The 24,333-nt window shown below is 60.7% G+C and carries 21 protein-coding genes and 1 tRNA gene; 13 read left to right on the top strand and 9 right to left on the bottom strand.

From position 1 onward, the window contains the following. Positions 1–127 precede the first annotated feature (127 nt). Genes DTJ15_RS00675 through DTJ15_RS00660 form a run of 4 tightly spaced genes read right to left on the bottom strand, consistent with a single transcriptional unit; the run spans position 128 to position 3,556 of the window. Positions 128–1,117 (bottom strand): DMT family transporter, encoded by a 990-nt coding sequence (locus tag DTJ15_RS00675; RefSeq protein WP_227431401.1) that lies wholly within the window; start codon positions 1,115–1,117, stop codon positions 128–130. Further along, the gene (locus DTJ15_RS00670; protein WP_166651588.1) at positions 1,118–1,294 is read right to left on the bottom strand and encodes a hypothetical protein; all 177 of its coding nucleotides are present in this window, start codon (positions 1,292–1,294) and stop codon (positions 1,118–1,120) included. Continuing rightward, positions 1,291–2,490, bottom strand: coding sequence for a glycosyltransferase family 4 protein (locus DTJ15_RS00665; RefSeq protein WP_081563343.1), 1,200 nt, complete (start codon positions 2,488–2,490; stop codon positions 1,291–1,293). The genes DTJ15_RS00670 and DTJ15_RS00665 overlap by 4 nt, the downstream gene beginning before the upstream one ends. 40 nt (positions 2,491–2,530) lie before the next feature. Further along, on the bottom strand, positions 2,531–3,556 hold the full coding sequence (locus DTJ15_RS00660; RefSeq protein WP_081563344.1) for a hypothetical protein: 1,026 nt from the start codon (positions 3,554–3,556) through the stop codon (positions 2,531–2,533). 484 nt (positions 3,557–4,040) lie between these two features. Here DTJ15_RS00660 and dnaK point away from each other — a divergent pair, with 484 nt between their 5' ends. The 3 genes from dnaK to dapB all read left to right on the top strand — a co-directional run bounded on the left by dnaK (position 4,041) and on the right by dapB (position 8,040). Further along, positions 4,041–5,939: a molecular chaperone DnaK gene (gene dnaK / locus DTJ15_RS00655; protein WP_043558677.1), complete on the top strand. Its 1,899-nt coding sequence runs from the start codon at positions 4,041–4,043 to the stop codon at positions 5,937–5,939. Between the two features lie 190 nt (positions 5,940–6,129). Continuing rightward, positions 6,130–7,275, top strand: coding sequence for a molecular chaperone DnaJ (gene dnaJ, locus DTJ15_RS00650; protein ID WP_043558680.1), 1,146 nt, complete (start codon positions 6,130–6,132; stop codon positions 7,273–7,275). Positions 7,276–7,287: 12 nt separating this feature from the next. Further along, a complete protein-coding gene (gene dapB, locus DTJ15_RS00645) occupies positions 7,288–8,040 on the top strand; it encodes a 4-hydroxy-tetrahydrodipicolinate reductase (RefSeq protein ID WP_248460302.1) in 753 nt (250 codons plus the stop codon). A 73-nt stretch (positions 8,041–8,113) separates the two neighbouring features. On the opposite strand, the gene DTJ15_RS00640 is transcribed toward dapB, so the two are convergent. Next, complete coding sequence (locus tag DTJ15_RS00640; protein ID WP_197981632.1) at positions 8,114–9,241, bottom strand: DNA adenine methylase; 1,128 nt, start codon at positions 9,239–9,241, stop codon at positions 8,114–8,116. Between the two features lie 187 nt (positions 9,242–9,428). Between DTJ15_RS00640 and metK the strand changes: the two genes are divergently transcribed. The 7 genes from metK to DTJ15_RS00605 all read left to right on the top strand — a co-directional run bounded on the left by metK (position 9,429) and on the right by DTJ15_RS00605 (position 15,783). Then, positions 9,429–10,613, top strand: a complete 1,185-nt coding sequence (gene metK / locus DTJ15_RS00635; RefSeq protein ID WP_081562489.1) for a methionine adenosyltransferase — start codon at positions 9,429–9,431, stop codon at positions 10,611–10,613. Positions 10,614–10,673: 60 nt separating this feature from the next. Further along, on the top strand, positions 10,674–11,426 hold the full coding sequence (locus DTJ15_RS00630; RefSeq protein WP_081562490.1) for a tRNA (guanosine(46)-N(7))-methyltransferase TrmB: 753 nt from the start codon (positions 10,674–10,676) through the stop codon (positions 11,424–11,426). Between the two features lie 51 nt (positions 11,427–11,477). Next, positions 11,478–13,127 carry an electron transfer flavoprotein-ubiquinone oxidoreductase gene (locus tag DTJ15_RS00625; RefSeq protein WP_249109200.1) on the top strand — a complete coding sequence of 550 codons (1,650 nt, stop codon included), beginning with the start codon at positions 11,478–11,480 and terminating at the stop codon, positions 13,125–13,127. 69 nt (positions 13,128–13,196) lie between these two features. Beyond that, positions 13,197–13,946, top strand: coding sequence for an electron transfer flavoprotein subunit beta/FixA family protein (locus DTJ15_RS00620; RefSeq protein WP_086431745.1), 750 nt, complete (start codon positions 13,197–13,199; stop codon positions 13,944–13,946). Next, complete coding sequence (locus DTJ15_RS00615) at positions 13,946–14,860, top strand: electron transfer flavoprotein subunit alpha/FixB family protein (protein ID WP_103765761.1); 915 nt, start codon at positions 13,946–13,948, stop codon at positions 14,858–14,860. Before DTJ15_RS00620 ends, DTJ15_RS00615 begins: the two co-directional genes overlap by 1 nt. Positions 14,861–15,050: 190 nt before the next feature. Then, a tRNA-Pro gene (locus DTJ15_RS00610) sits at positions 15,051–15,127 on the top strand. 290 nt (positions 15,128–15,417) lie between these two features. Next, entirely contained in the window at positions 15,418–15,783 is a 366-nt protein-coding gene (locus DTJ15_RS00605; protein WP_081563347.1) for a hypothetical protein, read from the top strand. An 86-nt stretch (positions 15,784–15,869) separates the two neighbouring features. Here DTJ15_RS00605 and hemH read toward each other — a convergent pair whose 3' ends face one another. From hemH to DTJ15_RS00590, 3 genes are all read right to left on the bottom strand, one after another. Then, the gene (gene hemH / locus DTJ15_RS00600; protein ID WP_043558690.1) at positions 15,870–16,901 is read right to left on the bottom strand and encodes a ferrochelatase; all 1,032 of its coding nucleotides are present in this window, start codon (positions 16,899–16,901) and stop codon (positions 15,870–15,872) included. Between the two features lie 125 nt (positions 16,902–17,026). Continuing rightward, on the bottom strand, positions 17,027–18,091 hold the full coding sequence (locus DTJ15_RS00595; protein WP_081562491.1) for an aspartate-semialdehyde dehydrogenase: 1,065 nt from the start codon (positions 18,089–18,091) through the stop codon (positions 17,027–17,029). Between the two features lie 82 nt (positions 18,092–18,173). Further along, positions 18,174–18,812 carry a 2OG-Fe(II) oxygenase gene (locus DTJ15_RS00590; protein ID WP_043558803.1) on the bottom strand — a complete coding sequence of 213 codons (639 nt, stop codon included), beginning with the start codon at positions 18,810–18,812 and terminating at the stop codon, positions 18,174–18,176. A 142-nt stretch (positions 18,813–18,954) separates the two neighbouring features. Between DTJ15_RS00590 and DTJ15_RS00585 the strand changes: the two genes are divergently transcribed. The 3 genes from DTJ15_RS00585 to trpA are packed head-to-tail and all read left to right on the top strand — an operon-like array spanning position 18,955 to position 23,747. After that, a complete protein-coding gene (locus tag DTJ15_RS00585) occupies positions 18,955–21,657 on the top strand; it encodes a 2-oxoglutarate dehydrogenase E1 component (RefSeq protein ID WP_249109199.1) in 2,703 nt (900 codons plus the stop codon). Between the two features lie 30 nt (positions 21,658–21,687). Beyond that, a complete protein-coding gene (gene trpB / locus DTJ15_RS00580; protein ID WP_043558701.1) occupies positions 21,688–22,920 on the top strand; it encodes a tryptophan synthase subunit beta in 1,233 nt (410 codons plus the stop codon). An 11-nt stretch (positions 22,921–22,931) separates the two neighbouring features. Next, positions 22,932–23,747: a tryptophan synthase subunit alpha gene (trpA, locus tag DTJ15_RS00575; RefSeq protein WP_081562494.1), complete on the top strand. Its 816-nt coding sequence runs from the start codon at positions 22,932–22,934 to the stop codon at positions 23,745–23,747. 78 nt (positions 23,748–23,825) lie between these two features. Here the strand turns inward: trpA and DTJ15_RS00570 are convergent, their stop codons facing one another. After that, positions 23,826–24,068 (bottom strand): hypothetical protein, encoded by a 243-nt coding sequence (locus DTJ15_RS00570; RefSeq protein ID WP_043558707.1) that lies wholly within the window; start codon positions 24,066–24,068, stop codon positions 23,826–23,828. Between the last annotated feature and the right edge of the window lie 265 nt (positions 24,069–24,333).

Below are 24,333 nucleotides of genomic sequence, written 5' to 3'. Positions count from 1 at the left end.
CTGAAAATCGACAAAAACCTGACAGGGACAGACCGCCCCCGGACAGAGACAGACCCGACCAGCCGGGCCTGCCCTGTCATATCATCTGTCTGCCCCGGCGCAAAGCGGAGGAACGGCCCGGAGGGGGTCAATCCCCCGATGAACCACGGATCACCAGCTCAGACATGCTGAGCCGACGGCGACGCTTCCTCTCCGAAGGCAGTTCACGCACAGCACCACCACGCAACGTCCGACGGAAGCGGGGCCAGCGGGGTTTTACCTCACTGGCCAGCACACCAGCCACAATGAAACCAGCCCCAATGAGCGTGGTCATCGTCAACACGTCACCCGTCACCCAGCCAACCAGCCCCCCCCAGATCGGCTCACTGGAATAGATGAGGGTCGCCTTGGTGGGAGAGACCGTTTTCTGCGCCCAGTTGAGCACCAGCTGGGTAGCCGCACTCACAATGCCCATCACCAGCGCACACCCCATCCAGCCCCAGCTGAAGGCGGGCACATGCTCTCCCATTACCGGCATGGCACAGAAAGCAAAAAGTCCACCCGCCACAAGCTGGACAAACGCCATGCGGCGGCTATCCGTGTGAAGAGCGAACAGCCCGACGCAGATGATCTCAAAAGCGTAAGAAAAAGTCCCCAGCAGGGTCAGGCCGTCACCCGTGCTCATGGTCAGGCCGGTCTTCCACGGCTCGGCCAGCAGAACCAGCCCAACGAAGGCAAGAAAAATGCCGGCAATCCCACTCCTGCTCGGAGCCTTGCGCAGGATGATCCACTGAAGCAGCGGCACCAACGGCACATAGAGAGCTGTCAGAAAGGCAGAACGGCTGCTGGTGATGCTCATCAGCCCGATCGTCTGACAGATGTAACCGAAAGCCAGCACGATACCGATCAGCCCGCCACGCCATATCTCCGAACGTGGAATCCCCTGCATGATATGCTTGCGCCCGACAAAACAGACCACAAACAGGGCAGCGATAAGGAACCGGACCCCGATGAAAAACAGAGGACCGCTAGTCTTCAGCGCCATCTGGATGATGTAGTAGGTCCCCCCCCACAACACCGTGATGATGCCGAGGGCAACCTCCTGCCGCGATGGCAGTGGCAGACGCGGGCTGGTCACTCAGCGATCCCCCTGGCTGGCAGAGGCTGTTACACGCCCAGACACGGCCGGACGGCTGCGCTGCTGCTGTTTGCGACGCAGAAGGTTGGCCCGCAGGGCCTGGGCTTCCCGCAGCTGGCGCTCCTGCCGTGCTGTCATGGGGGCTTCGCCGGTCTTTCTCTCCTGTTCAGGCTTCATGAACCTGCATCCCTCTCCTCATGAAAGCGCACAAACGCTTCCCGCAAGCCAGCAGGAAGCAGCTCATCATACACGCCCAGCGTCGCCCGCTGCATGTGCTGCTTGGTATAATGGGCAAGAGCATGGGCACGGATCTCGTCCTGCCGCTCTGCCATAAGTTCTGGTGGCACGTCCAGCACTTCCCTCAGGGCACCGGCCAGCGCCCGATGGTCCCCCGCCGGAACAAGCGTCCCGCTTTCACCATGCTGTATGGTTTCCTTCAGGCCGCCACGGGCCGAGCCGATCACCCAGCAGCCCATCATCTGTGCTTCCACCGGCACCCGCCCGAAGGGCTCAGGTCGGAGAGAAGGCACCGTCACAACATGCGCCAGCCGGTAGGCCGCTGCCATGTCCCGGCAGGGACCAGCAAAACGCAGACGAGTCGCTATGCCCCGCTCCTCGGCCATCCTGTGCAGCATCCGGGCATAGCTACTGTCCTCCCCTGGCCCGACCATGACGCAGACCCAGTCCAGCCCCGGATGATGGGTGGCCAGATAGCCAAGAGCCTCGATCAGACATTCCTGTCCTTTCCAGCGGGTCATGCGGCCGGGCATGAGAATGATGCGGCTTTCCTCACCAATTCGCCAGCGCTCCAGCAGCGTCTGCATCTGGAGGCCTTTCACCGCCCCCGGGGAAAAAATCTCCGGATCACTGCCACGGGGGATGATGCGCAGCCTGTCCTCCCCAACCCTGTAATCATGCCGCAGTCTCTCGCCGATATGCTCGGAAACGGCAATGACACGCTGCCCCCGTACCAGAGCGGAATTATAGAACTTCTTGAGCCAGAAATTCGTCTGGTGGTCACCGTGCCAGGTCGTCACCAACGGCACTTTCTCCCGGCGGCAGGCCACAACCGCCACAAGAGCCGGATACCGGGACCGGGCATGGACAAGATCGACCCCCTCCTGCCGGATCAGCGTCTGCAAGGCCTTCACCCGGCTGAAAAAATACCGCAGGGACATCCTCTTGCGAAACGCCAGCTCCACATGCTCACCACCGACATACCGCAGACGGGACAGCAGAGCTCCACTCTCCGCCGCCACGAGCGCCCGGCCACCGGCCTGACTTATGGCTTCGGCCATGTCGATGGCGCCACGCTCAAGGCCGCCAATACCCAATGCCGGCAGAATCTGAAGGATCACCGGTTTCTGCTTCATGACCATTTTTCCGCTATGTCCACACCCATCCCGTGCCCGGTCACCCTGCCGGAATCGTCACGACGGCACCGCCGCCATGACTGGTTGCCGCAAGGGTACTGAGGACCTGCACCATGGTGAATGCCTCCTTGCTACGGAAATCCGTATCGGAAATCCAGTACCAGCACTTTTTATAGAAAACGGAAACATAGCTTTCCCCAGGTTCATTCCTGCCGGAATGAATGGCAACCTCAGGGCGGCTCTCGATGCCAACCTGCCCGATGGTCGGCAGGGTCCTGCCGGAGCGGACATCCTTCTCCGGCACTTCCATCTCATAGGAAAGCTGGGTCAGCATGGCGAGCATGGACCGTGTGAGAATGGCGATCTGCCCCTGTTTCTTCGGATATGGCCCATAGACGATCTCCGCCTCCGCCGTATTGGGCTCCAGATGCAGCAGGCGGCGTACCTCCCCCTGTATGGCCTGAAGATTGCTGTCCGCCGTGGTTGTCAGCACAAGATAGATATGCTCGCCAGACGTATTGCCTGATCCCCCGCCACCATTGCCGGACCCGGCATTGCCATTCCCCTGACCGGTTGCACTGCCAGTACCCGATTTCCCCCCCTTGCCGGAGGCAGCCGGGTCATCGGTAGAAATACGTACCGTCATCGCCCCGGCCAGCTGAAGCTGGCGCAGGTCATGCAGAAGCAGGTAGAACCGCACGGACCCACCCCCGAATGGCCCGACACCCCGCACATTGGACAATCCATCAATGGACTGTGCCGTCAGCCGCAGGAGAGTGTCGATGGCCATGCCACCAAGACTGAGCGGCATGATGGCCGTGGGCGAAATGGGACGCACCACATTTTCCGCATACTGCTCACCTGTCAGAGGCTGATAGGTGATGGTCGGATTTTCCGCCTGGGAAAGTGTCCCCGTTCCAAACAGGTAATTGCTGACAGCAGAAGCCGGATAGCCATAGTACCCCCCCGAAACACTGCGGGAGAAGTTGTAACCGGCAATCACCTGTGTCGTGTCAAGAAACGCAGGCGGCTCGCCATAACGCAGCCGCACGATATTGAGCAGCATCTCACGCTTCTGCACTTCCCCCAGTGCCCGGGAATAAGCCAGCTGATCATTCTGGAGATGTTCCGGCCCTATGGGCTGGCAGGCACACAGCAGCAGAAAAGCAGCAGACGGCAGAAAAAGAACCGAACACCGGGTCGGGCCCCGCCCCGGCTCGGAAAACAGGGGCAGAAGACGGCCCGCCTTGCGGAACAGGGAAAACAGACAGGACAGAAGACAGGCTCCCACGGATGAAACCGGTTGCAGGGTAAAGGTGGGACCTTACCCGAAAAAGAAGACCTTGACCAAAAAGAAACTCCTCACACCTCCAGCAGGACACTGTAAATCTTTTCCATTCCTGCTCTTGAAACACAAGACACCCCTCCCCAGATCGAACAGCAAGGGTGTTGCAGGCCTTGGCCTGCCCCCAGACCTGATAACGTCGCAATAGGGCTTCTCCCAATGCCTTGAGGGGTTGTGGGAAGCCGCTGAAAAGGGACAGATATCCATGGGCAAGATTATTGGTATTGACCTCGGGACCACCAACTCCTGCGTTGCAGTCCGCGAGGGTAACGAGAACAGGGTGATCGAGAACAGCGAAGGTGCCCGCACCACGCCGTCTGTCGTTGCCTTTACAGATAGCGGTGAGCGTCTGGTCGGTCAGGCCGCCAAGCGTCAGGCCGTCACCAACCCCACCAACACGCTTTATGCCGTCAAGCGTCTGATCGGTCGCCGCTACGATGACCCGACCGTCGCCAAGGACCAGAAGACCGTTCCCTACGAAATCGTGAAGGGCGACAACGGCGATGCATGGGTGCGTGCCCGTGGTGAGAACTACGCTCCGTCCCAGATTTCCGCCTTCGTTCTCGGCAAGATGAAAGAGACGGCAGAGGCCTATCTGGGCGAGAAGGTGACCGAAGCCGTCATCACCGTTCCGGCCTACTTCAACGATGCACAGCGTCAGGCCACCCGTGATGCGGGCCGCATCGCTGGTCTGGACGTCAAGCGCATCATCAACGAGCCGACCGCCGCCGCTCTCGCTTACGGGCTCGAGAAGGGCGATTCCGGCAACGTGGCCGTGTATGACCTTGGTGGTGGTACATTCGACATCTCCATCCTCGAAATCTCCGATGGCGTGATCGAGGTGAAGTCCACCAACGGTGATACCTTCCTCGGTGGTGAAGACTTCGACAACAAGCTGATCGACTATCTGGCTGACGAGTTCAAGCGTGAGCAGGGTCTGGACCTGCGTACGGACAAGATGGCCCTCCAGCGCCTGAAGGAAGCCGCCGAGAAGGCCAAGATCGAGCTGTCCTCCGCCAAGGAAACGGAAGTCAACCTGCCCTTCATCACGGCAGATGCCTCCGGTCCGAAGCATCTGGTCGTCAAGGTGACCCGTGCGAAGCTGGAAAGCCTCGTTGAAGACCTCATCAAGCGCTCTCTGGAGCCCTGCCGCAAGGCCCTCAAGGATGCTGATCTGACACCGGCTGACATCAAGGAAGTCATCCTTGTCGGTGGCCAGACCCGTATGCCGAAGGTCGTGGAAAGCGTGAAGGAGTTCTTCGGCAAGGAACCCGCCCGCAACGTGAACCCGGACGAAGTGGTTGCCATCGGTGCCGCCGTGCAGGGTGGCGTGCTCCAGGGTGACGTGAAGGACGTGCTGCTGCTGGACGTGACCCCGCTGTCCCTCGGTATCGAGACGCTGGGTGGTGTCTTCACCCGTCTGATCGACCGCAACACGACGATCCCGACCAAGAAGAGCCAGACCTTCTCCACAGCCGAAGACAACCAGCCTGCCGTGACCATCAAGGTCTTCCAGGGTGAGCGCGAAATGGCTGCGGACAACAAGCTGCTCGGCAACTTCGACCTGACAGGCATCGCTCCGGCTCCCCGTGGTGTGCCGCAGATTGAAGTGACCTTCGACATTGACGCCAACGGTATCGTGAACGTCTCCGCCAAGGACAAGGCCACAGGCAAGGAGCAGAACATCTCCATCAAGAGCGATGGTGGTCTCTCCGATGCCGACATTGATCGCATGGTCAAGGAAGCTGAGGAGAACGCCTCTGCTGACAAGGCCCGCCGCGAGCTGGTGGACCTGCGTAACAGCACCGAAGCCATGATCCATCAGACGGAGAAGACCCTCTCCGAAAATGGTGACAAGGTTCCGGCCGCTGACAAGACCGAAGCCGAGGAAGCCATCAAGAAGGCCCGCGAGGCTCTGGAAGGCGACAATGCCGAGACCATCAAGAGCGCCAGCGAGCATCTGACACAGGTTGCCATGAAGGTTGGCCAGGCCGTCCATCAGGCCGGCGCTTCCGCCGGTGAGGAGCATCAGGCCGGTGGCAAGACTGACGAAGATGTCGTCGATGCTGAATTCGAAGATGTTGACGACAAGAAAAAGAAATAATCGCTGAAAAGGGACGGAGTCCGTGCCGGCAGGCCGGGCTCCTTTCCTGCGGTTGGCGTCTTGTTTCCCTCTCTCTGCGGGGAACAGGCGCCCTTTTTACATTGAGGGCCTTGCACCTGCCCGGCTCCGGCAGGCCACACCCCGCACGCCTTGTCCGGGTGTCCGCTCTCCTGCGTGACTGAGGATCACTATGGCTACACAGATGGATTATTACGAGACACTCAGTGTCTCCCGCTCCGCAAGCGGTGAAGAGATCAAAAAGGCCTATCGCAAGCTGGCCATGCGCTACCATCCCGACCGCAATCCGGGGGACGAAAAGGCCGAGCTGAAATTCAAGGAAGTCAACGCCGCTTACGAAGTGCTGAAAGACGACCAGAAACGGGCCGCCTATGACCGTTTCGGCCATGATGCCTTCCAGAACGGTATGGGCGGCGGCGGTGGAGCCGGTGGTTTTGGTGGCGGCTTCGGCGGTTTTGATGCTGGCGGTCTGGGCGACATTTTCGAGCAAATGTTCAATATGGGCGGACGTCGTGGCCGCCAGCAGCGTCAGGCCGAGGATGTACAGGTCCAGGTCGACATTTCCCTGACGGAAGCCTTCTCAGGCATCAGCAGGGAGATCGAAATCGCCACACGCAAGGCATGTTCCAGCTGTCATGGTTCAGGTTCGGCCGATCCCAACGCCAGCCGGCAGACCTGCCAGACCTGTCACGGGCAGGGTGCCGTGCGGGTACAGCAGGGCTTCTTCGTGGTGGAGCGCCCCTGCCCCACCTGTAACGGCGCAGGCCAGACTGTCAGCAATCCATGCCACAGCTGCCACGGCAGCGGTACGGAAGCCGCCAGAGAGACCGTAAAAATCGACATCCCGGCTGGGATCGAAGATGGCACCCGCATCCGTGTGGCAGGCAAGGGCGAAGCCGGAGGTGAAGGTGTCCAGCCCGGGGACCTTTATGTTCTGGTCACGGTGGACAGTCACAGCATCTTCGAGCGTGAAGGAGCCAATATCCACTGCCGTGTGCCCCTGCGCATGACACAGGCCGCTCTGGGCGACGAGATCGAAGTGCCGCTGATTGATGGTGGCCGGACAATGGTGAAAATCCCTGCCGGGACACAGACAGGCGACAATTTCCGCCTTCGTGGCAAGGGCTTCTCCGTCCTGCACTCCAAGGCACGAGGTGACATGTATATCCGCATCACCGTGGAAACACCCAGCCATCTGACCAAGCGCCAGCGTGAGCTGCTGGAGGAGTTTGAGGCCGAAAGCGGTGACCACAGCAAAGGCAGCCCGGAACATACCGGCTTCTTTGCCCGTGTCAAAAAGCTCCTTGACCACCGGTAAAGGACACCAACGATGAGCAACACCTCCCCCAGCATCGGCATTGCTGGCATCACAGGGCGTCTTGGCCATCTCTGCGCCGAGGAGGCCGGGGCCCTTTTGGCTGGCGGCCTGTCCCGCACGGCAGACCCTGCCCGCAACATCGTCTCCAGCGCATCAGAACTGGCCAGCCGATGCGATGTCATCATTGATGTCAGCCATGCCAGTCTTGTCCCCGCCCATGCCAAAGCCTTCGCTGCGGCAGGCTGTGCCTGGGTTCTGGGCACAACAGGGCTGGACGGAGCAGCCCAGCAGGCCGTGCATGAAGCCGCCGGACAGGTAGCCGTTCTACAGGCGGCCAATTTCTCCCCGGCCCTGACGATGCTGCTTTCCCTGGCCCGTCAGCTCGGTGCCGCCCTGCCGGACTACGATGCTGAAATTCTGGAAGTCCATCACCGCCAGAAGCTGGATGCACCTTCTGGCACGGCACTGGCCATCGGTCGAGCCGTAGCCGCAGGCCGGGATGATGACTTCGAGGCTGTCAGGCGGCTGGATCAGAACGGGAAACGGCCTGATGGTGCCATCGGCTTTGCCTCCCTGCGGGGCGGGCAGGTTGTTGGCGAGCATGATCTGCGCTTCTTTGCCGCTGATGAGGAAATCTCCCTCTCCCACCGGGCGCTGGACCGCCGTGTCTTCGCCCGTGGGGCACTGAAAGCCGCCCTCTGGCTGGCTGATCCCCGCCGCACCCCCGGCCTTTACGGGATGCAGGACGTACTGAACACACCCTGAGCCCCCTGCATCATGTGGGAGCTGCCAACAGGCAGGTCCCGCATGCCATCCCGTCCTTTCTGGTCGTGTATCCTTACCTTTTGTCCACCAGATACAGATTCTCTGTTACATATCTGTCCCTGTCAGACAGATTCCGGCAGCCACGGAACGTGTTGTAACACGTATCCATGACACTCACCTTCCCCAAGGACCAGAGTTCCGATATGAAACGGTCACGCTTGATGAACCCTTCGGAATTATAGGAAATAAGCACGAAATCGGCTTTCACATTGTCAATGGCATCAAAGAGACGTGTCTCTGCATGTCGTGCCTTGTTGTAGAAAGATCTGTTCCACTCCTTCGGGATGCCGGAAACCCGACTGATATCAAGCGGTCTCCTGTAATCACATAAGATATTCAGCATGAAATAGTTCGATCCATAAGGATGCTGATTGTAAGGGGGATCAAAATAGGCAATGTCCACCTTCCCAACATCCCTTACAACGTCATTCGCATCGCCCTTATGAATGAACGACTCACAGGAAAAATGGCTCAGAACCGGCGCAACCACCTCAATATTCCGCATGATGCGGGACAAGGCATTGCGGGAATCTCCTCCAAACTGACCAAATCCGGCCCGATTCTTGTAAAATCCCTTGAAAACACCAGATGTATTCGTGTGCACGGAAGCTTGGGCAATGACCGGAGCAAGAACATACGGTTTCAGATGATCCGGTGTCTGGGCAAGGGCTCTACAAAAACTGTCCAGAAAAATGGCATTCCGTCTCGTGTAAAAAACTCTTTCTCCGTATTTTATGGTGCGATCATCCTGCGGAGCATATAATTCCGCAATGAAGCCCGGCTCGAAATTCGTTTCAACATCCCGTCTGATCCGCCGGATTTCATGATCCAGCTCATGAATATCAAGAGCCCCCCTGTTCGTCTGGTAGCAGGTATTCGTAACGAAGCTGTACTCTTCAAGATCATTGCAGTGGATACATCTGGCATGGCGTCTGGCCATGCGGGCCACGACGCCTGTTCCTGAAAAAAGGTCAAGAAAATCAATGTGATCCTTACCAAGCCTTGTTTTCACATCGACGATGGCTGCCTCGATGAAATCCAGAAGCGCCCTTTTATTTCCCAGATAGGTAATCAGCTGGGTTCTGAGAAAATCCTCTTCTTCCCGGAACAGGATTTCATTTTCCCCTGCACATCCAGTCACTCTGAAACCTATCCTCTCATATTCATCATGCCCCTCCCATACAGCACATCCCGGCCATGCAGTAAGCCCGCTCTTGACCTCGAGGGTATTTTCAGCCAAGCGATAGAACTCTTACTTCCTGTCACTTGTGCCTTTCGGGGGGCAGGGGCAGCCTCTTTTCACCACTCATTCCCTGTGAGGTCCCTGAGTGCGCAATCACGGCGATTTTCTCTTTACGTCTGAATCCGTTTCCGAAGGTCATCCCGACAAGGTGGCAGACCGTATCTCCGATACCGTCCTCGATGCTTACCTTGAAGCCGACCCGGAAGCCCGTGTAGCCTGTGAAACGCTGGTTACCACCAACCGTGTCATTCTGGCCGGTGAAGTCCGTGGCCCCAAGGCCGTGGAGGACACCCTGATCGACCGTGCCCGTCAGGCCATCAAGGACATCGGCTACGACCAGGAAGGCTTCTCCTGGAAAAAGGCCGAGATCACCTCCTTCCTCCATGCCCAGTCCGCTGACATTGCCGTCGGCGTGGACAGCGCAGGCGACAAGGATGAAGGGGCCGGTGACCAGGGCATCATGTTCGGTTTCGCTACACGTGAAACAGAAGAGCTGATGCCTGCTCCCCTGTTCTATGCCCAGAACATCCTCGAGCGCATCCGGGACTACCGCAAGCAGGGTGATGCCCGTGGCGTCGGCCTGCTGCCAGATGCCAAGAGCCAGGTCACGCTGCGCTATGTGGATGGCAAGCCGGTCGGTGCGACCTCCGTTGTCGTTTCCACGCAGCATGTCGAAGGAATGCGGCAGAACACCATCCGTGAGATGGTGCGTGAGACCGTGCGTGAAGTCCTGCCGGAAGGCTGGATGTGCCCGGAACACGAATTCTACGTCAACCCGACGGGCAACTTCGTCATCGGTGGGCCGGATGGTGATGCCGGTCTGACAGGCCGCAAGATCATCGTGGACACCTATGGCGGTGCCGCCCCTCACGGTGGCGGGGCTTTCTCCGGCAAGGACCCCACCAAGGTGGACCGTTCCGCCGCCTATGCCGCCCGCTACCTCGCCAAGAACGTGGTAGCTGCCGGTCTGGCCGACCGCTGCACCATCCAGCTCAGCTACGCCATCGGCGTCTCCCGTCCGCTTTCCGTCTATGTCGATCTCGACGGCTCCGGCAAGGATGTGGATGAGGTCCGCCTCGGCTCCCTGCTGAACGAGATGGTGGACCTTTCCCCCCGTGGCATCCGTGAACGCCTGCGCCTGAACCGCCCCATCTACGCCAAGACGGCTGCCTACGGGCATTTTGGCCGTATTCCAGACCCCGCTCTGGACAACTTCACATGGGAGAACACCGACCTGGCCGAGCAGCTCAAGAGCGCGCTCAACCGCTGAGTCTGTCTCCATGGAGGGGGCTGTCCCCCTCCACCCTTCAGGCCCCTTCTCCCGACCCGCATGGACCATGCGTTGAGGGTGGGGGCTTTTTGCCATTTTCAGACTGTGTATCGACCGTTGCCTGACGACATCAAACCCCAGCCCGAACGTCTCTATGGCCGCCAGCGTGGCCATCCTCTCCGCCCCCGCCAGCAGCGCCTGCTGGATGAGGCCCTGCCCCGTGTGCATTTCCGCAACATGGCCGACCCGCTGAAGGGCTTCGGGAAGCCGGTTTCAAAGCTCTATCTGGAAATCGGATTCGGTGGCGGTGAACATGCCTTCGATCAGGCGGCCCGGAACCCCGAGACAGGCTACATCGCCTCGGAAGTGTTCGATAACGGCGTCTGCTCCCTCCTCTCCCGCATCATTCCCGAAGGCGAAGAGGCCACGGCCACCGGTCCTGACAACCTGCGCCTCTGGGCGGAAGATGGCCGCCAGCTGCTGAAGGGCCTGCCCGATGGCTGCCTGGACCGGGCCTACCTCATGTTCCCGGACCCGTGGCCGAAAGCACGCCATGCCAAACGGCGTTTCATCCATCCCGAAAACATCCGGCAGATGGCCAGACTCCTCAAGCCCGGTGCCCACTGGCGAGTGGCCAGCGACCATCCCGTCTATCAGGAGTGGGTCACAGAAGTGATGGGCCAGCAGGACCTCTTCGAGGCTCCAGCCCCTGCACTGGAACGGCCTGAGGGCTGGTCCCCCACCCGTTATGAGGCCAAGGCCTTCCGTGAAGGACGGCAGCCTTTTTACTGGACCTTCACACGGAAAGGGTGAGATACGTCCCCCGTACAGCTTCATGTTTCAGGCAGCCAGCAGGAGTACGCCATGACGCAGCCACAGAGCGATAACACCGCCATTGAACGGGAAGAAATGGCTTTTGATGTTGTCATCGTGGGTGGGGGGCCTGCCGGACTGACGGCGGCCATCCGGCTGAAACAGGAAAATCCGGACCTCTCCGTCTGTCTGCTGGAAAAGGGCAGCGAAGTCGGCGCCCATATCGTCTCTGGCGCCGTACTGGAGCCCACAACGCTGGCCGAACTCTTCCCGGACTGGAAAGAACGGGGGGCCCCGCTGGATACACCCGTCAGCAGTGAAAAGCTGCTGTTCCTGACCAGAAAGGCCGCTCTCCCCGTCCCGGCCCTGCATCTGCTCATGCCGCAGATGGACAACCGGGGAAATTACGTCATCTCTCTCGGAGCCTTCTGCCGCTGGCTGGGAGAACAGGCCGAGGCTCTGGGAGTCGAAATCTATCCCGGTTTCGCCGGAGCTGACCTCTTCATCGAGAATGGCAGGGTCTGCGGTATCATCACCGGGGACATGGGCGTGAACCGGAAGGGAGAAGAAAAACCGGACTACATGCCGGGCATGATCCTGCGGGCCAGCCAGACCATTCTGGCCGAAGGTGCCCGTGGCTCCCTGAGCAAGAAGGCCATGAACACCTTCGAGCTCCGCAAGGGGGCCGACCCACAGACCTTCGGCCTTGGCATCAAGGAAGTCTGGGAAATTCCGGCAGAAAAACACCGCCCCGGCTTCGTGCAGCACAGCTTCGGCTGGCCGCTGGACACACACACCTACGGCGGGGCCTTCCTCTACCATTTCGGGAAAAATCTCGTCTCCTACGGCTTCATCACGGCCCTGGATTACCGCAACCCGTGGCTGTCACCGTTCGAGGAAATGCAGCGCACCAAGCAGCACCCGGCCTTCCGGGAGCATTTCGAGGGTGGCCGGCGCATCATCTACGGGGCACGGGCCATCTCTGAGGGAGGCGTGCAGTCCCTGCCCCATCCGGTCTTCCCCGGAGGGGTGCTGACAGGCGATTGTGCCGGCTTCCTCAACATGCCCAAGATCAAGGGCATCCATACCTCCATGAAATCCGGCATCATCGCTGCCGAGGCGGTGATGGACGCCATCCAGAATGAGCAGGCCGAAGCGTCTTCCTACATGGACCGCCTCAAAAGCTCGTGGCTGTGGAAGGAACTGCACGCCGCCCGCAACATCCGTCCGGCCTTCTCGCACTGGGGGATGCTGGGCGGGGCCCTCTATAGCGGAATCGACAGCATGATCTTCCGCGGGCAGGCCCCGTGGACGCTGCGCCATCGCCATGCCGACAACGAGACGATGATCCCGGCAGAAAAGGCCCCAAAAATCAGCTACCCCAAGGCGGACGGGACACTGACCTTCAACCGGGCCGAGTCCGTCTTCCTCAGCAATCTGAGCCATGATGAGGACCAGCCCGTACACCTGAAAGTGCAGGACATGGCCACATGGAAAGAGGTCAACCTGACCCGCTTCGCCGCACCGGAGAGCCGCTACTGCCCGGCTGGTGTCTATGAGACCAGCGAAACGGACGAGCTGGTCATCAATGCCCAGAACTGTGTGCACTGCAAGAGCTGCGACATCAAAGACCCGGACCAGAACATCACCTGGTGCACGCCAGAGGGCAGCAGCGGGCCCAACTATCCTTCCGGGATGTGACTTTTGAGACAAAAGGGGATAGTCTGAAGACAGTTTCACTTTGAGCCGCGACAGCAACAAAGGATGACCATGAAGGTTCTTGTCCCCGTCAAAAGGGTTGTTGATTACAACATCAAGCCGCGTGTCGCGGCTGATGGTAGTGGTGTCGAAACGCAGGGCGTGAAAATGTCCATGAATCCGTTCGACGAAATTGCACTGGAGGAGGCCCTCCGCCTTCGTGAGAAAGGCCAGGCTGACGAGGTGGTTGCTGTTACCATCGGGGCACAGGTCGCTCAGGATGTTCTGCGCACGGCCATGGCCATGGGTGCCGACAGGGCCATCCTCATCCAGACCGATGCCGAAGTCGAACCCCGTGCCGTCTCCAGCCTTCTCAAGGCCGTTGTGGAGAAAGAACAGCCGGGTCTTGTCTCCATGGGCAAACAGGCCATTGATGACGACATGAACGCCACAGGCCAGATGCTGGCCGCCCGTCTGGGCTGGCCGCAGGGGACCTTCGCCAGCAAGGTGGAAATTGCCGATGGCAGGGTCGAGGTCGCCCGTGAGGTCGATGGCGGAACGGAAACCGTCTCCCTGAGCCTGCCAGCCGTCATCACGGCGGACCTGCGCCTCAACGAGCCACGCTATGCTTCCCTGCCCAACATCATGAAGGCCCGCAAGAAACCGCTGGAAACGATCGAGGCCGGTTCCCTCGGCGTGGACCTGACGCCGCACCTGAAGGTCGTCAGCGTGGCGGAGCCGCCGGAACGCAAGGCCGGTGTCATTGTGGAAACGGTGGAAGAGCTGGTCGAAAAGCTCAAGACGGAAGCGAAGGTGATCTGATGACCGCACTTGTTCTGATTGAAGCCGAAAACGGCAGGATCCGTCAGGGCTCCCGCTCCGCCGTTGCCGCTGCCTCCCGCTTTGGCGATGTCGATGCCCTGCTTCTGGGCAAGGCAGGAACAGAGGCCGCCAGCAAACTGCCGGGCATCCGCAAGGTCCTGCATGTCCCCGCACTGGACCATGCTCTGGCCGAACCTGCGGCTGCCCTGCTGGCCAGCCTGGCAGAGTCTTACAGCCATATCCTCTCCGCAGCGTCCTCCACTGGCAAAAACATCCTGCCCCGCCTCGCTGGTCTGCTGGACGCCCAGCCGATCTCCGACGTCGTGGCCATCAAGGATGATGCCACCTTTGTGCGGCCCATCTATGCGGGCAATGCACTGGCTACCGTGCAGTCCAGCGACAGCATCAAAATCATGACTGTCCGCTCCTCCAGCTTCGACCCCGTGGAAGAAGAAGGTGGCAGTGCCCCCATCGACGTGCTGGACGCTCCGGCAGATGACGGCAAAAGCAGCTTCGTAAAACTGGAACAGAGCCAGTCTGACCGGCCGGAGCTGGAAGTGGCCCGTGTGGTCATCTCTGGCGGCAAAGGCCTCAAGGATGCCAGCAACTTCCATACCCTGCTGGAACCAGTGGCCGACAAGCTGGGCGCTGCCATCGGGGCCTCCCGTGCGGCTGTTGATTCCGGCTTTGCGCCCAATGAGATGCAGGTCGGACAGACCGGCAAGGTAGTGGCCCCCGAACTCTATATCGCCACCGGCCTCTCTGGGGCCATCCAGCATCTCGCCGGGATGAAGGACAGCCGTGTGATCGTTGCCATCAACATCGACCCTGAAGCACCGATCTTCAAAGTGGCCGATTATGGCATGATCGGGGATCTCTTCGAGCTTCTCCCCGCTCTGGAAAAAGCCCTCTGAGGCACCCGGCAGGCGAGGCAGACACGCCCCTTTGCCCGGTTCTTTGCAAAAAACCCGCTCTTCCTTCTGGGAGGCGGGTTTTTTGCGTGTCATGCCCATTTCTGTAAAGAAGGCTTCATTTTTCTATAAAAACAGTCCGTTTGCCCCTTGCGCCTTTCCCTGATGAAGGGTAGGAATAGCCCCACAAAGTCGGAGTGTAGCTCAGCCTGGTAGAGCACTGTGTTCGGGACGCAGGGGCCGGAGGTTCGAATCCTCTCACTCCGACCATTTCATCCCCTGACAATTCCATTTTCTTTCGTTGGCCAGGCAGGTTGTCTTTCCCAGCGTGGTCCCTTTGTCATGTTGGCGCTCCCCATAGTGTGATCGTATCATTAAAGTAAAGATTAACCTTTAGCATCCTTTCCAGCCCTGTCCCTCTCCCCATATCATGAAGGGGCAATGGACGCTCTCTCCATTATGAGCAATAAGAGGGCGTGCCTTTCATCATGATGGCCGAAACCGGACGCCACTCATCCATGACCAACAGGCCAGTCTCATTTTTCTGCAAGGATCAGATCATGACCCGCAAGATTTACTCTCTCATCGCTGCTGCCGTGCTGGCCGGTTCTGCTGCTCCAGCCATGGCCGAGCCGGGTGGTTGCCTGAAATATGGTGCCGCCGGGGCCGTAGCTGGCCATGTTGCCCATAAGCATGGCGTAATCGGTGCTGTAGGCGGCTGCGCCGTCGGCATGTATCAGCGCCACAAATACCGCAAGAGCATCGCCGAGAAAGCTGCCCTGTGGGAGAAGGAACATCCTGTCGACAGCAAGCAGAATGGTTCCGGCTGGTGGCAGAACAACCATTCTGCTGCTGCGACAAACCAGAAGGCCCAGTGGTACGATGCCGAACATCCGGAAAGTGACGCACAGCCTGCGGCTCACTGATGCCTGACCGTTCCTGTGTGAACAGAAAAACCCGGCCAGAAATGGCCGGGTTTTTTCATGCCTGAACGGAATGTTCCTTCACCCAGTCAGAACTGGAACCCTTTCATGGCCTGCCGGGAGAGGGTCTCCAGCAACGTGACAGCCTCTGGCGCATCATTCAGGCAGGGAATGAAAGCAAATTCCTCACCACCTGCTTCCATGAATTCCTCACGCACCTCACGGCCAATTTCATCCAGCGTTTCGATGCAGTCCGCCATGAAACCGGGCATGATGACGGCAATCTTCGTGATCCCCTGTTTCGGCAGGGCCGAGATGTAAGGGGCCGTATAAGGCTGCAACCATTCCATGGGGCCGAAGCGTGACTGGAAGGTCAGCGGAACCTCCTCCTCGCTCAGACCCAGAGCCGCCGCCAGAGCTTTCGTCGTGCGGACACATTCATCCCGGTAGGAGTCGCCCTTCTCCACGAACTCTTTCGGCAGGCCATGATAGGAGGCCACCAGACGCTGCGGCGTGAAAGACAGTCCCTCATAAACCCGGCGCACGGAAGCCACCAGGGCCTCAATGAACTGTGGATGATCCGGGAAGGAAGGAACCGTCAGCACGGAAGGCTGACGCCGCAGGCGCATCAGGGCACGGAACAGCTGGTCATTGGCCGTTGCGGTCGTCGTGGCGGAATATTGCGGATAGAGAGGAATGCTGACGATACGGTCACAACCCTGGTCCATCAGCTCCGCCACGGCCTGCTTCACAGAGGGCTGGCCATAGCGCATCCCCCAGGCCACCGGGATTCCATCCGGGGCCAGACGCTCGGCCAGCCCTTCCGCCTGCTTGCGGGTGAAGACACGCAGAGGGGAGGCATTCTCCTCCCTGTCCCAGATGCGGGCATAGTTGGCCCCACTGGCCGAGGGCCGACGGGCCAGCACCAGCGTGTTGAGGATCGGCTGCCAGATGAGGGGATGGGCCTCGATCACCCGCCTGTCTGAAAGAAACTCCCTCAGATAGCGGCGGACGGAGAAATACCCCGTATCATCCGGCGTGCCGAGATTGACGAGAAGAACACCAACCCGCCCCCCGGAGGGAACAGGCGTGCGAGGAGGCGTGTAAGTGAAATAAGACATAGCTCATCCACTATGGAGACAGCACCACCTTTTGGGAAGAGGATTTCACTTACACTCTTTTACAGGCGTAACTTATGAAAAGGTTCCACCAGAAATGCAGAACCTTTTCCAGAAAGTAACGCCTTTTACGCCGGCTCTTCCGGGCGGGCAACCGGCTGCCAGAGCGGCGAGTCCTTGCCGATCAGATGCTGCTCATGCAGGCTTTCGGCAATCTGCACGGCATTGAGGGCTGCTCCCTTGCGGAGATTGTCCGACACGCACCAGAAGGCCAGACCGTTCTCCACGGTCGGGTCGATGCGCAGGCGGGACACATAGGTGTCATCCTCACCCACACATTCGATCGGGGTGACGTAACCGCCATCTTCCCGCTCGTCCCGCAGCACGACGCCCGGAGCCTTCCGCAGGGCGGCACGGGCCTTCTCCAGATCGACCGGCTTCTCACACTCAATGCTGATGGCCTCGGAATGACCGATGAAGACCGGCACACGCACGCAGGTGGCCAGAACCTTGATGTCCGGGTCCAGAATCTTGCGGGTCTCGACCGCCATCTTCCACTCTTCCTTGGTGGAACCATCCTCCATGAAGCGGTCGATATGCGGGATCAGGTTGAAGGCGATCTGCTTGGTGAACTGGGCAATGGTCGGTGCGTCATTCACGAAGCTGCCCTTCGTCTGGCTGAACAGCTCATCCATGCCTGACTTCCCGGCTCCCGACACGGCCTGATAGGTAGACACCACCACACGCCTGATGCGGAACAGGTCATGCAGCGGCTTCAGGGCCACCATCATCTGGGCGGTGGAGCAGTTGGGGTTGGCGATGATGCCCTTGCGGGCCTTTTTCAGGGCAGCTGCATTGACCTCCGGCACCACGAGCGGCACGCCCGGCTCCATGCGGAAATGGGACGTGTTGTCCACGACCAGACATTTCGCTGCCGCAGCCTTGGGGGCATACTTTGCAGATACCGCCCCACCGGGAGAAAACAGGGCGATATCCCAGCCCGTGAAATCGAACGTCTCCAGATTCTGGACCTTCAGGACCTTCTTCTCACCAAAGGACACCTCACGCCCGGCAGACCGGGCGGAGGCCAGTGCCACGATGTCATCCACCGGGAACTGACGTTCCGCCAGTGTCTTCAGAATCTCACGCCCAACAGCCCCTGTCGCTCCAACGACGGCAACCCTGTAACCCATTCTCTCATTCTCCCTCGGGCAGGGCCCAACCCCGCCCCGTTTCATTCAGAAACCCATCCGGGCCTCATTATAAGAGCTGTCTCTACCCGAAAAAAGGCAACCGCTTGCAGAAGGCGGACACATGATGGCGCACCAGCTCATACCGGGCACGGCCATCCCGCGCCATGTAATTGAGCTGGACCGTGTGACGTGCCCCCACATAGGGGCGGTGGCCGTGCCATGTGTCCGGCCCATTGGGGAAAATGACCAGCGTGCCACCAACAGGCGGAATCTCGCTGGCATAATCCTCCACATCGTCAGGCCCGTTGAGAAAACGCAGGCACCCCCCCTTGTGATCCCAATCCTTTTCCGGGTCATTGAGATAGAGCAGGATGGTCACACGCTTGGAGGCACTGTCCCTGTGTATGCGGCCATCCCTGGCCCGTGTCTGGCCCCGCATGGTCACCATGCTGGGCGCAGAACGGACATCCAGCCCGAATTTCTCAGAGACGATCTCTTTCAGCCGGGGCCCGGCAAAGTCTTCCATCATGGCCTTGAGCTCGGGATGGAGCTCCAGCGCCCCGATGGGGAAAGACCCGCCCGCCCGTATCTCCGGCAGCAGGGACACGGCCCGGGCCAGCGACGGCCCCGCAAGGAAATCCGGCACCACAATGTGCGGACATGGCACCCGGCTGACCACGGCCCGCCTGACAGCCTCGTAATTGATAGAAATCGTACTCATGGTGACAGTCACGCTACCGCCCTCCGGCAGGGCAGGCAAGCCGTCCCGGCCCCTCTGACGACAAGGTGAGGGAAGATTTTGCCTTCCCGGCACGATCGGTTAAAAATACCCTCCCAGCGAGGCAAGAAGGAAAGATGCCATCATGACGGGCTCACCGAACCACCAGAATGCGATCAATGGCGAAAACATCGCCTATCTCGGTGAGCTGTACACCCAGTGGCTGGAGGACCCGGCCTCCGTCCCTTCCGACTATGACACGCTGTTCGCCACCATGGGCGACCCTGCCAGACATGAGACAGGCCCGCACGCCACGGTCCCGGACGTCAGCCTGCGGGATGAACGGCTGAAGGAGGCCTTCCGCCTCTGCGGGCATCTCCAGGCAGAGCTGGACCCGCTGGGCCTGCGCCCTGCCCGCCAGATCGATGCCCTCACCCCCGACAGCCAGACCGACCCTGCCCTGCTGGCCCGCCTGAAACGGACCTATTGCGGGCCGATCGGGGCGGAGTTCATGCACCTTCAGGACAGCCAGCAGCGGCAGTGGTGGATCGACCATCTGGAAGAAAAACCGGCCACCGCCCTGCCCCTCTCGCAGGAGCGCATCCTGAGCCTGCTCACCCGTGCCGAAGGCTTCGAGACCTTCTGCCAGCAGCGTTTCACCGGGATGCGCCGTTTCGGCCTTGAAGGCGGAGAAAGCCTCATCGTCGCCCTTCAGGCCCTGCTGAATGAGGCGGCACGGGACGGCGTGCGCTCCATCTCGCTCGGCATGCCCCATCGGGGGCGGCTGAATGTCATGGCCAACATCCTGCGCAAGCCTTATGCCGCCATCTTCAGCGAATTCGCAGGCAAGGCCTTCTACCCGGAAGGCATCCGGGTCTCCGGGGACGTGAAGTACCATCTGGGCACCACGACCACCATCCGGCAGGGCCGCCACGAGATCCGCATCTCCCTCCTCCCCAACCCGTCCCATCTGGAGGCGGTGGACCCGGTCGTGCTGGGCCGTGTCCGGGCCGACCAGGACAGGGACAGGGATGAGGACCGCCAGAAGCATCTGGGAATTCTCGTCCACGGGGACGCCGCCTTCGCCGGGCAGGGCGTGGTGTATGAAACACTCCAGCTGTCCCGGCTGGAAGGATACCGTACCGGCGGCACGGTGCATCTCATCATCAACAATCAGGTGGGCTTCACCACCAGCCCGGACTCGGCCCATTCCGGCATCTGGAACACCGACATCGCCAAGACCGTGCAGGCCCCCATCCTGCACGTGAATGGCGACAACCCCGAGGCCGTGGCCCGCTGTGCCGCCCTTGCCCATGAATGGCGGAAGACCTTTGCCAGCGACATCGTGGTGGACATCATCAGCTACCGCCGCCACGGCCATAACGAGACGGACGACCCCGCCTTCACGCAGCCTGCGATGGTGCAGACCATCAGCCAGCACCCGACACTCCGCCGCCTCTATGCCGGGAAGGTTCTGGCCGAGACGGACATCCACCCTGCCGAGGTGGAGGCCCTGTGGGATGATGTGCAGGCCCAGCTCCATCAGGCCTTCGAGGATGCCGACACCTACCAGCCGGACCCGACCGACTGGCTGGATTACAGCCCGCAGGACCCCACCCGCCTGCTGGACACGCCCGAACGCATCCAGCCCATGACGGGCGTGCCCCTGCCCCGGCTCCAGCAGGTTGGGGAAGCAATGACAGCCATTCCGGCGGATTTCACCGTCCATCCCCGTCTGGCCCGGCAGCTTCGGGCGAAGCAGGCCACGCTGGCCGAGGGCGGCCCGGTGGACTGGGCCACGGCAGAGGCCCTTGCCTTTGGCACGCTGGCCCTTGATGGCCACGCCATACGCCTCTCCGGGCAGGATTGCGGCCGGGGAACCTTCAGCCAGCGCCATGCCGTGCTGACGGACCAGCATACGGGCCATCACTACACGCCGCTGGCCCATATCGCCCCCCGGCAGGCTCCCGTGAACGTGTGGAACTCCCCCCTCTCCGAATATGGCGTGATGGGGTTCGAGTATGGCTATTCTCTGGGCAACCCGGATGCGCTGGTGCTGTGGGAAGGCCAGTTTGGCGACTTCGCCAACGGGGCGCAGATCATCATCGACCAGTTCCTTGCAGCCGGAGAGACAAAATGGCTGCGGACATCCGGCCTGACCCTGCTCCTGCCCCACGGCTATGAGGGAGCCGGGCCGGAACATTCCTCCGCCCGCCCGGAGCGCTTCCTCCAGCTCTGTGCCGAGAACAACATGCGGGTCTGCATGCCCTCCAGCCCGGCGAGCTTCTTCCATCTGCTCCGGCGGCAGATCGCCCGCCGCTGCCGCAAGCCGCTGGTCGTGTTCAGCCCCAAGTCGCTCCTGCGGCACAAGCAGGCCGTCTCCCTGCTCAGCGAGATGGGACCGCAGACACGCTTTGCGCCCGTCATTGCCGATGCCACCTGCGCCGGTGGCGCACGGCGGGTCATCCTGTGCAGTGGCAAGGTCTATTACGACCTCCTCCAGCAAAGGGAAGACGCCGGACTGAAACACTGCGCCATCATCCGGCTGGAGCAGCTCTATCCTTTCCCCCATCATGCCCTGGCCGAAGAGCTGGGTCATCACCCCCAGGCAGAAGACGTCATCTGGTGTCAGGAAGAGCCGGAAAATGGCGGGGCCTGGCAGTTCGTGGACCGGCGCATCGAAGCCTGCCTGCGGGAGATCGGCCATGCCTGCACCCGCCCGCATTATGCCGGGCGCAAGGCCTCCGCCTCACCCGCCACCGGGCTGCCCGGCATCCACCAAGCCGAGCAGGAAACGCTCATCCGGCAGGCCCTGGGGCTGGAGGCCGCCTCCCCATCCATCGACTGATCCTTCATTCAAGACGTAAAGACACACATCATGCCAGTAGACAAACCCATCACCAGCCAGCTCAATTCCCTTCGCACCGGACCGGATGAACGGGGGCATTTCGGAATCCACGGCGGGCGTTTCGTGGCCGAAACCCTCATGCCCCTGATGCTGGAACTGGAAAAAGCCTACAACCACGCCAAGACTGACCCGCAGTTTCAGGAAGAGCTGGATTATTACCTCCGCCACTATGTGGGCCGTCCCAGCCCGCTCTGGCACGCCAGACGGCTGAGCGAGACGCTCGGCGGAGCGCAGATCTACCTCAAGCGGGAAGAGCTGAACCACACGGGCTCCCACAAGCTGAACAACGTGATGGGCCAGATTCTTCTGGCCCGCCGCATGGGCAAGACCCGCATCGTGGCCGAGACCGGGGCCGGACAGCACGGCGTGGCCACGGCCACCGTCTGTGCCCTCTTCGGGCTGGACTGCGAAATCTACATGGGGGCCACCGATGTGGAGCGGCAGAAGCCCAATGTCTTCCGCATGCACCTGCTGGGAGCCAAGGTCCATCCCGTCACGGCGGGAGCCGGCACGCTGAAGGATGCCATGAACGAGGCCATGCGGGACTGGGTGGCCAATGTGGAGAACACCTACTTCCTTGTCGGCACGGTGGCAGGGCCACATCCTTACCCGGCCATGGTGCGGGACTTCCAGTCCGTCATCGGGACAGAAGCCCGTGAGCAGATACAGGAACAGACAGGCCGCCTGCCGGATGCCGTCATCGCCGCCATCGGGGGCGGGTCCAACGCCATGGGGATTTTTCACCCCTTCCTCGATGATGCCGATGTCCCGCTTTACGGCGTGGAGGCCGCCGGGCTGGGGCTGGACAGCGGCAAGACGGCAGCGTCCATCGCCCGTGGCAGGCCCGGCGTCCTGCATGGCAACCGCACCTACCTGCTACAGGACGAACACGGGCAGATCACGGAGGCCCACTCCATCAGTGCGGGGCTGGACTATCCCGGCATCGGGCCGGAACATTCATGGCTCAAGGATATTGGCCGGGTGAACTACGTCAGCGCCACGGACGATCAGGCCCTCGACGCCTTCCAGACCCTCACGAAGCTGGAGGGCATCATCCCGGCGCTGGAAAGTGCCCATGCCGTGGCCCATGCCATCGTCATGGCCCCGACCATGACCAGAGACCAGACCATCATCGTCAACCTGTCCGGCCGGGGTGACAAGGACGTACCCACCGTTGCGGCCCATCTGGGCGTGAAACTGTAAGGAGAGCCACCATGAGCCGCATCAAGACCTGTTTCGACCGCCTGAAAAAAGAGGGCCGTGGTGCCCTGCTGCCCTATCTGGAAGCCTTCGACCCGGACAGGGAGACATCCCTGGCCCTGCTGCGCCAGATGCCCGAGGCCGGGGCCGATCTCATCGAGGTCGGCGTGCCCTTCTCCGACCCCTCCGCCGATGGCCCGACCATCCAGCTAGCCGCACGGCGTGGCCTGAAGGCCGGGGCCACCCTGAAGGGAACGCTGGAGCTCATCCGGGACTTCCGCAAGGAGAATGACCATACGCCGATCATCCTGATGGGCTATTACAACCCGATCGACAGTTACGGTGTGGAGCGATTCTGCAAGGATGCCCGCTCCGCCGGTGTGGATGGGCTGATCGTGGTGGACCTGCCGCCTGAGGAGTCCGAGGAGCTGGCCCCCCACGCCAGAGCGGAAGGGCTGGACATGATCACCCTGACCGCCCCCACCACCCCGGATGACCGGCTGAAGACCATCCTCAGGAAGGCCAGCGGATTCGTCTATCATGTGAGCATCACGGGCATCACAGGCACACGCAGCGCCACGGAAGAGCAGCTGAAAGCCGCCATGACCCGCCTTCGGGCCGCCACGGACCTTCCCGTCGTGGCCGGTTTTGGCATCAGCACGCCGGAGCAGGCCCGCACGGCCTCCCGCATCAGCGACGGGGCCGTCGTGGCATCCGCCATCATCAAGGAGATGGCCGCCACCTATGATGAACACGGCCACGCCACAGCCAGAAGCATCCCCACGGCACTGGAGAAAATCCGCTCCCTTGCCAGGGCGGTGCGCAACTGAAACCGGACACGAAAAACCCCCAGCCACAGGACTGGGGGTTTTTCGATTGCATCTTTTTGCAGAACTGGCTCTGAAGGCTTACTTCTTCAGCCAGCGGCCAATGGCACACAGGCCAGCCAGAGCGGCCACAATGGCACCACTCCACAGCAGCGTCTGACCAACACACTGGCAACGGCTCTTGGGCTTCAGGTCCTTGCTGATGGACTGGAATGCCTCCTGGGCACGGCTGGCATATTCCTCAGCCTTGGCTTTCAGTTCATCGGGGTTGACGATTTCCTCAGCCTTGGACTTGAGCTCATCAACATTGATAGCGTCCGCCATGGATATTCCTCCCTGAATCCGCCACTATACCGGAACAACCGGTCTGGCGGATCAAATCTTGCATTTGCGCCAGAAAATTACTGACTGCCGGTAAACATACCACTGATCATTTTACCATTCAGCAAATTTCTCTCATGGGAGCCTCGTCTTTTCTGCATATGTCTGTCTAACTCCCATGCAGAAAAACGTTTTTTCTTCACCCATGCCCAGCAAATGCTACTTTTGTTCCACATGCTACTGCACGATATACCAGCCTGACACCACC

Origin of the sequence: Parasaccharibacter sp. TMW 2.1891, assembly GCF_023337675.1 — a bacterium.
GTDB classification, from domain to species: Bacteria; Pseudomonadota; Alphaproteobacteria; order Acetobacterales; family Acetobacteraceae; genus Bombella; species Bombella apis.
Note: the sequence above shows the minus strand (reverse complement) of the source record. Positions and strands in the feature narration are given on the sequence as shown.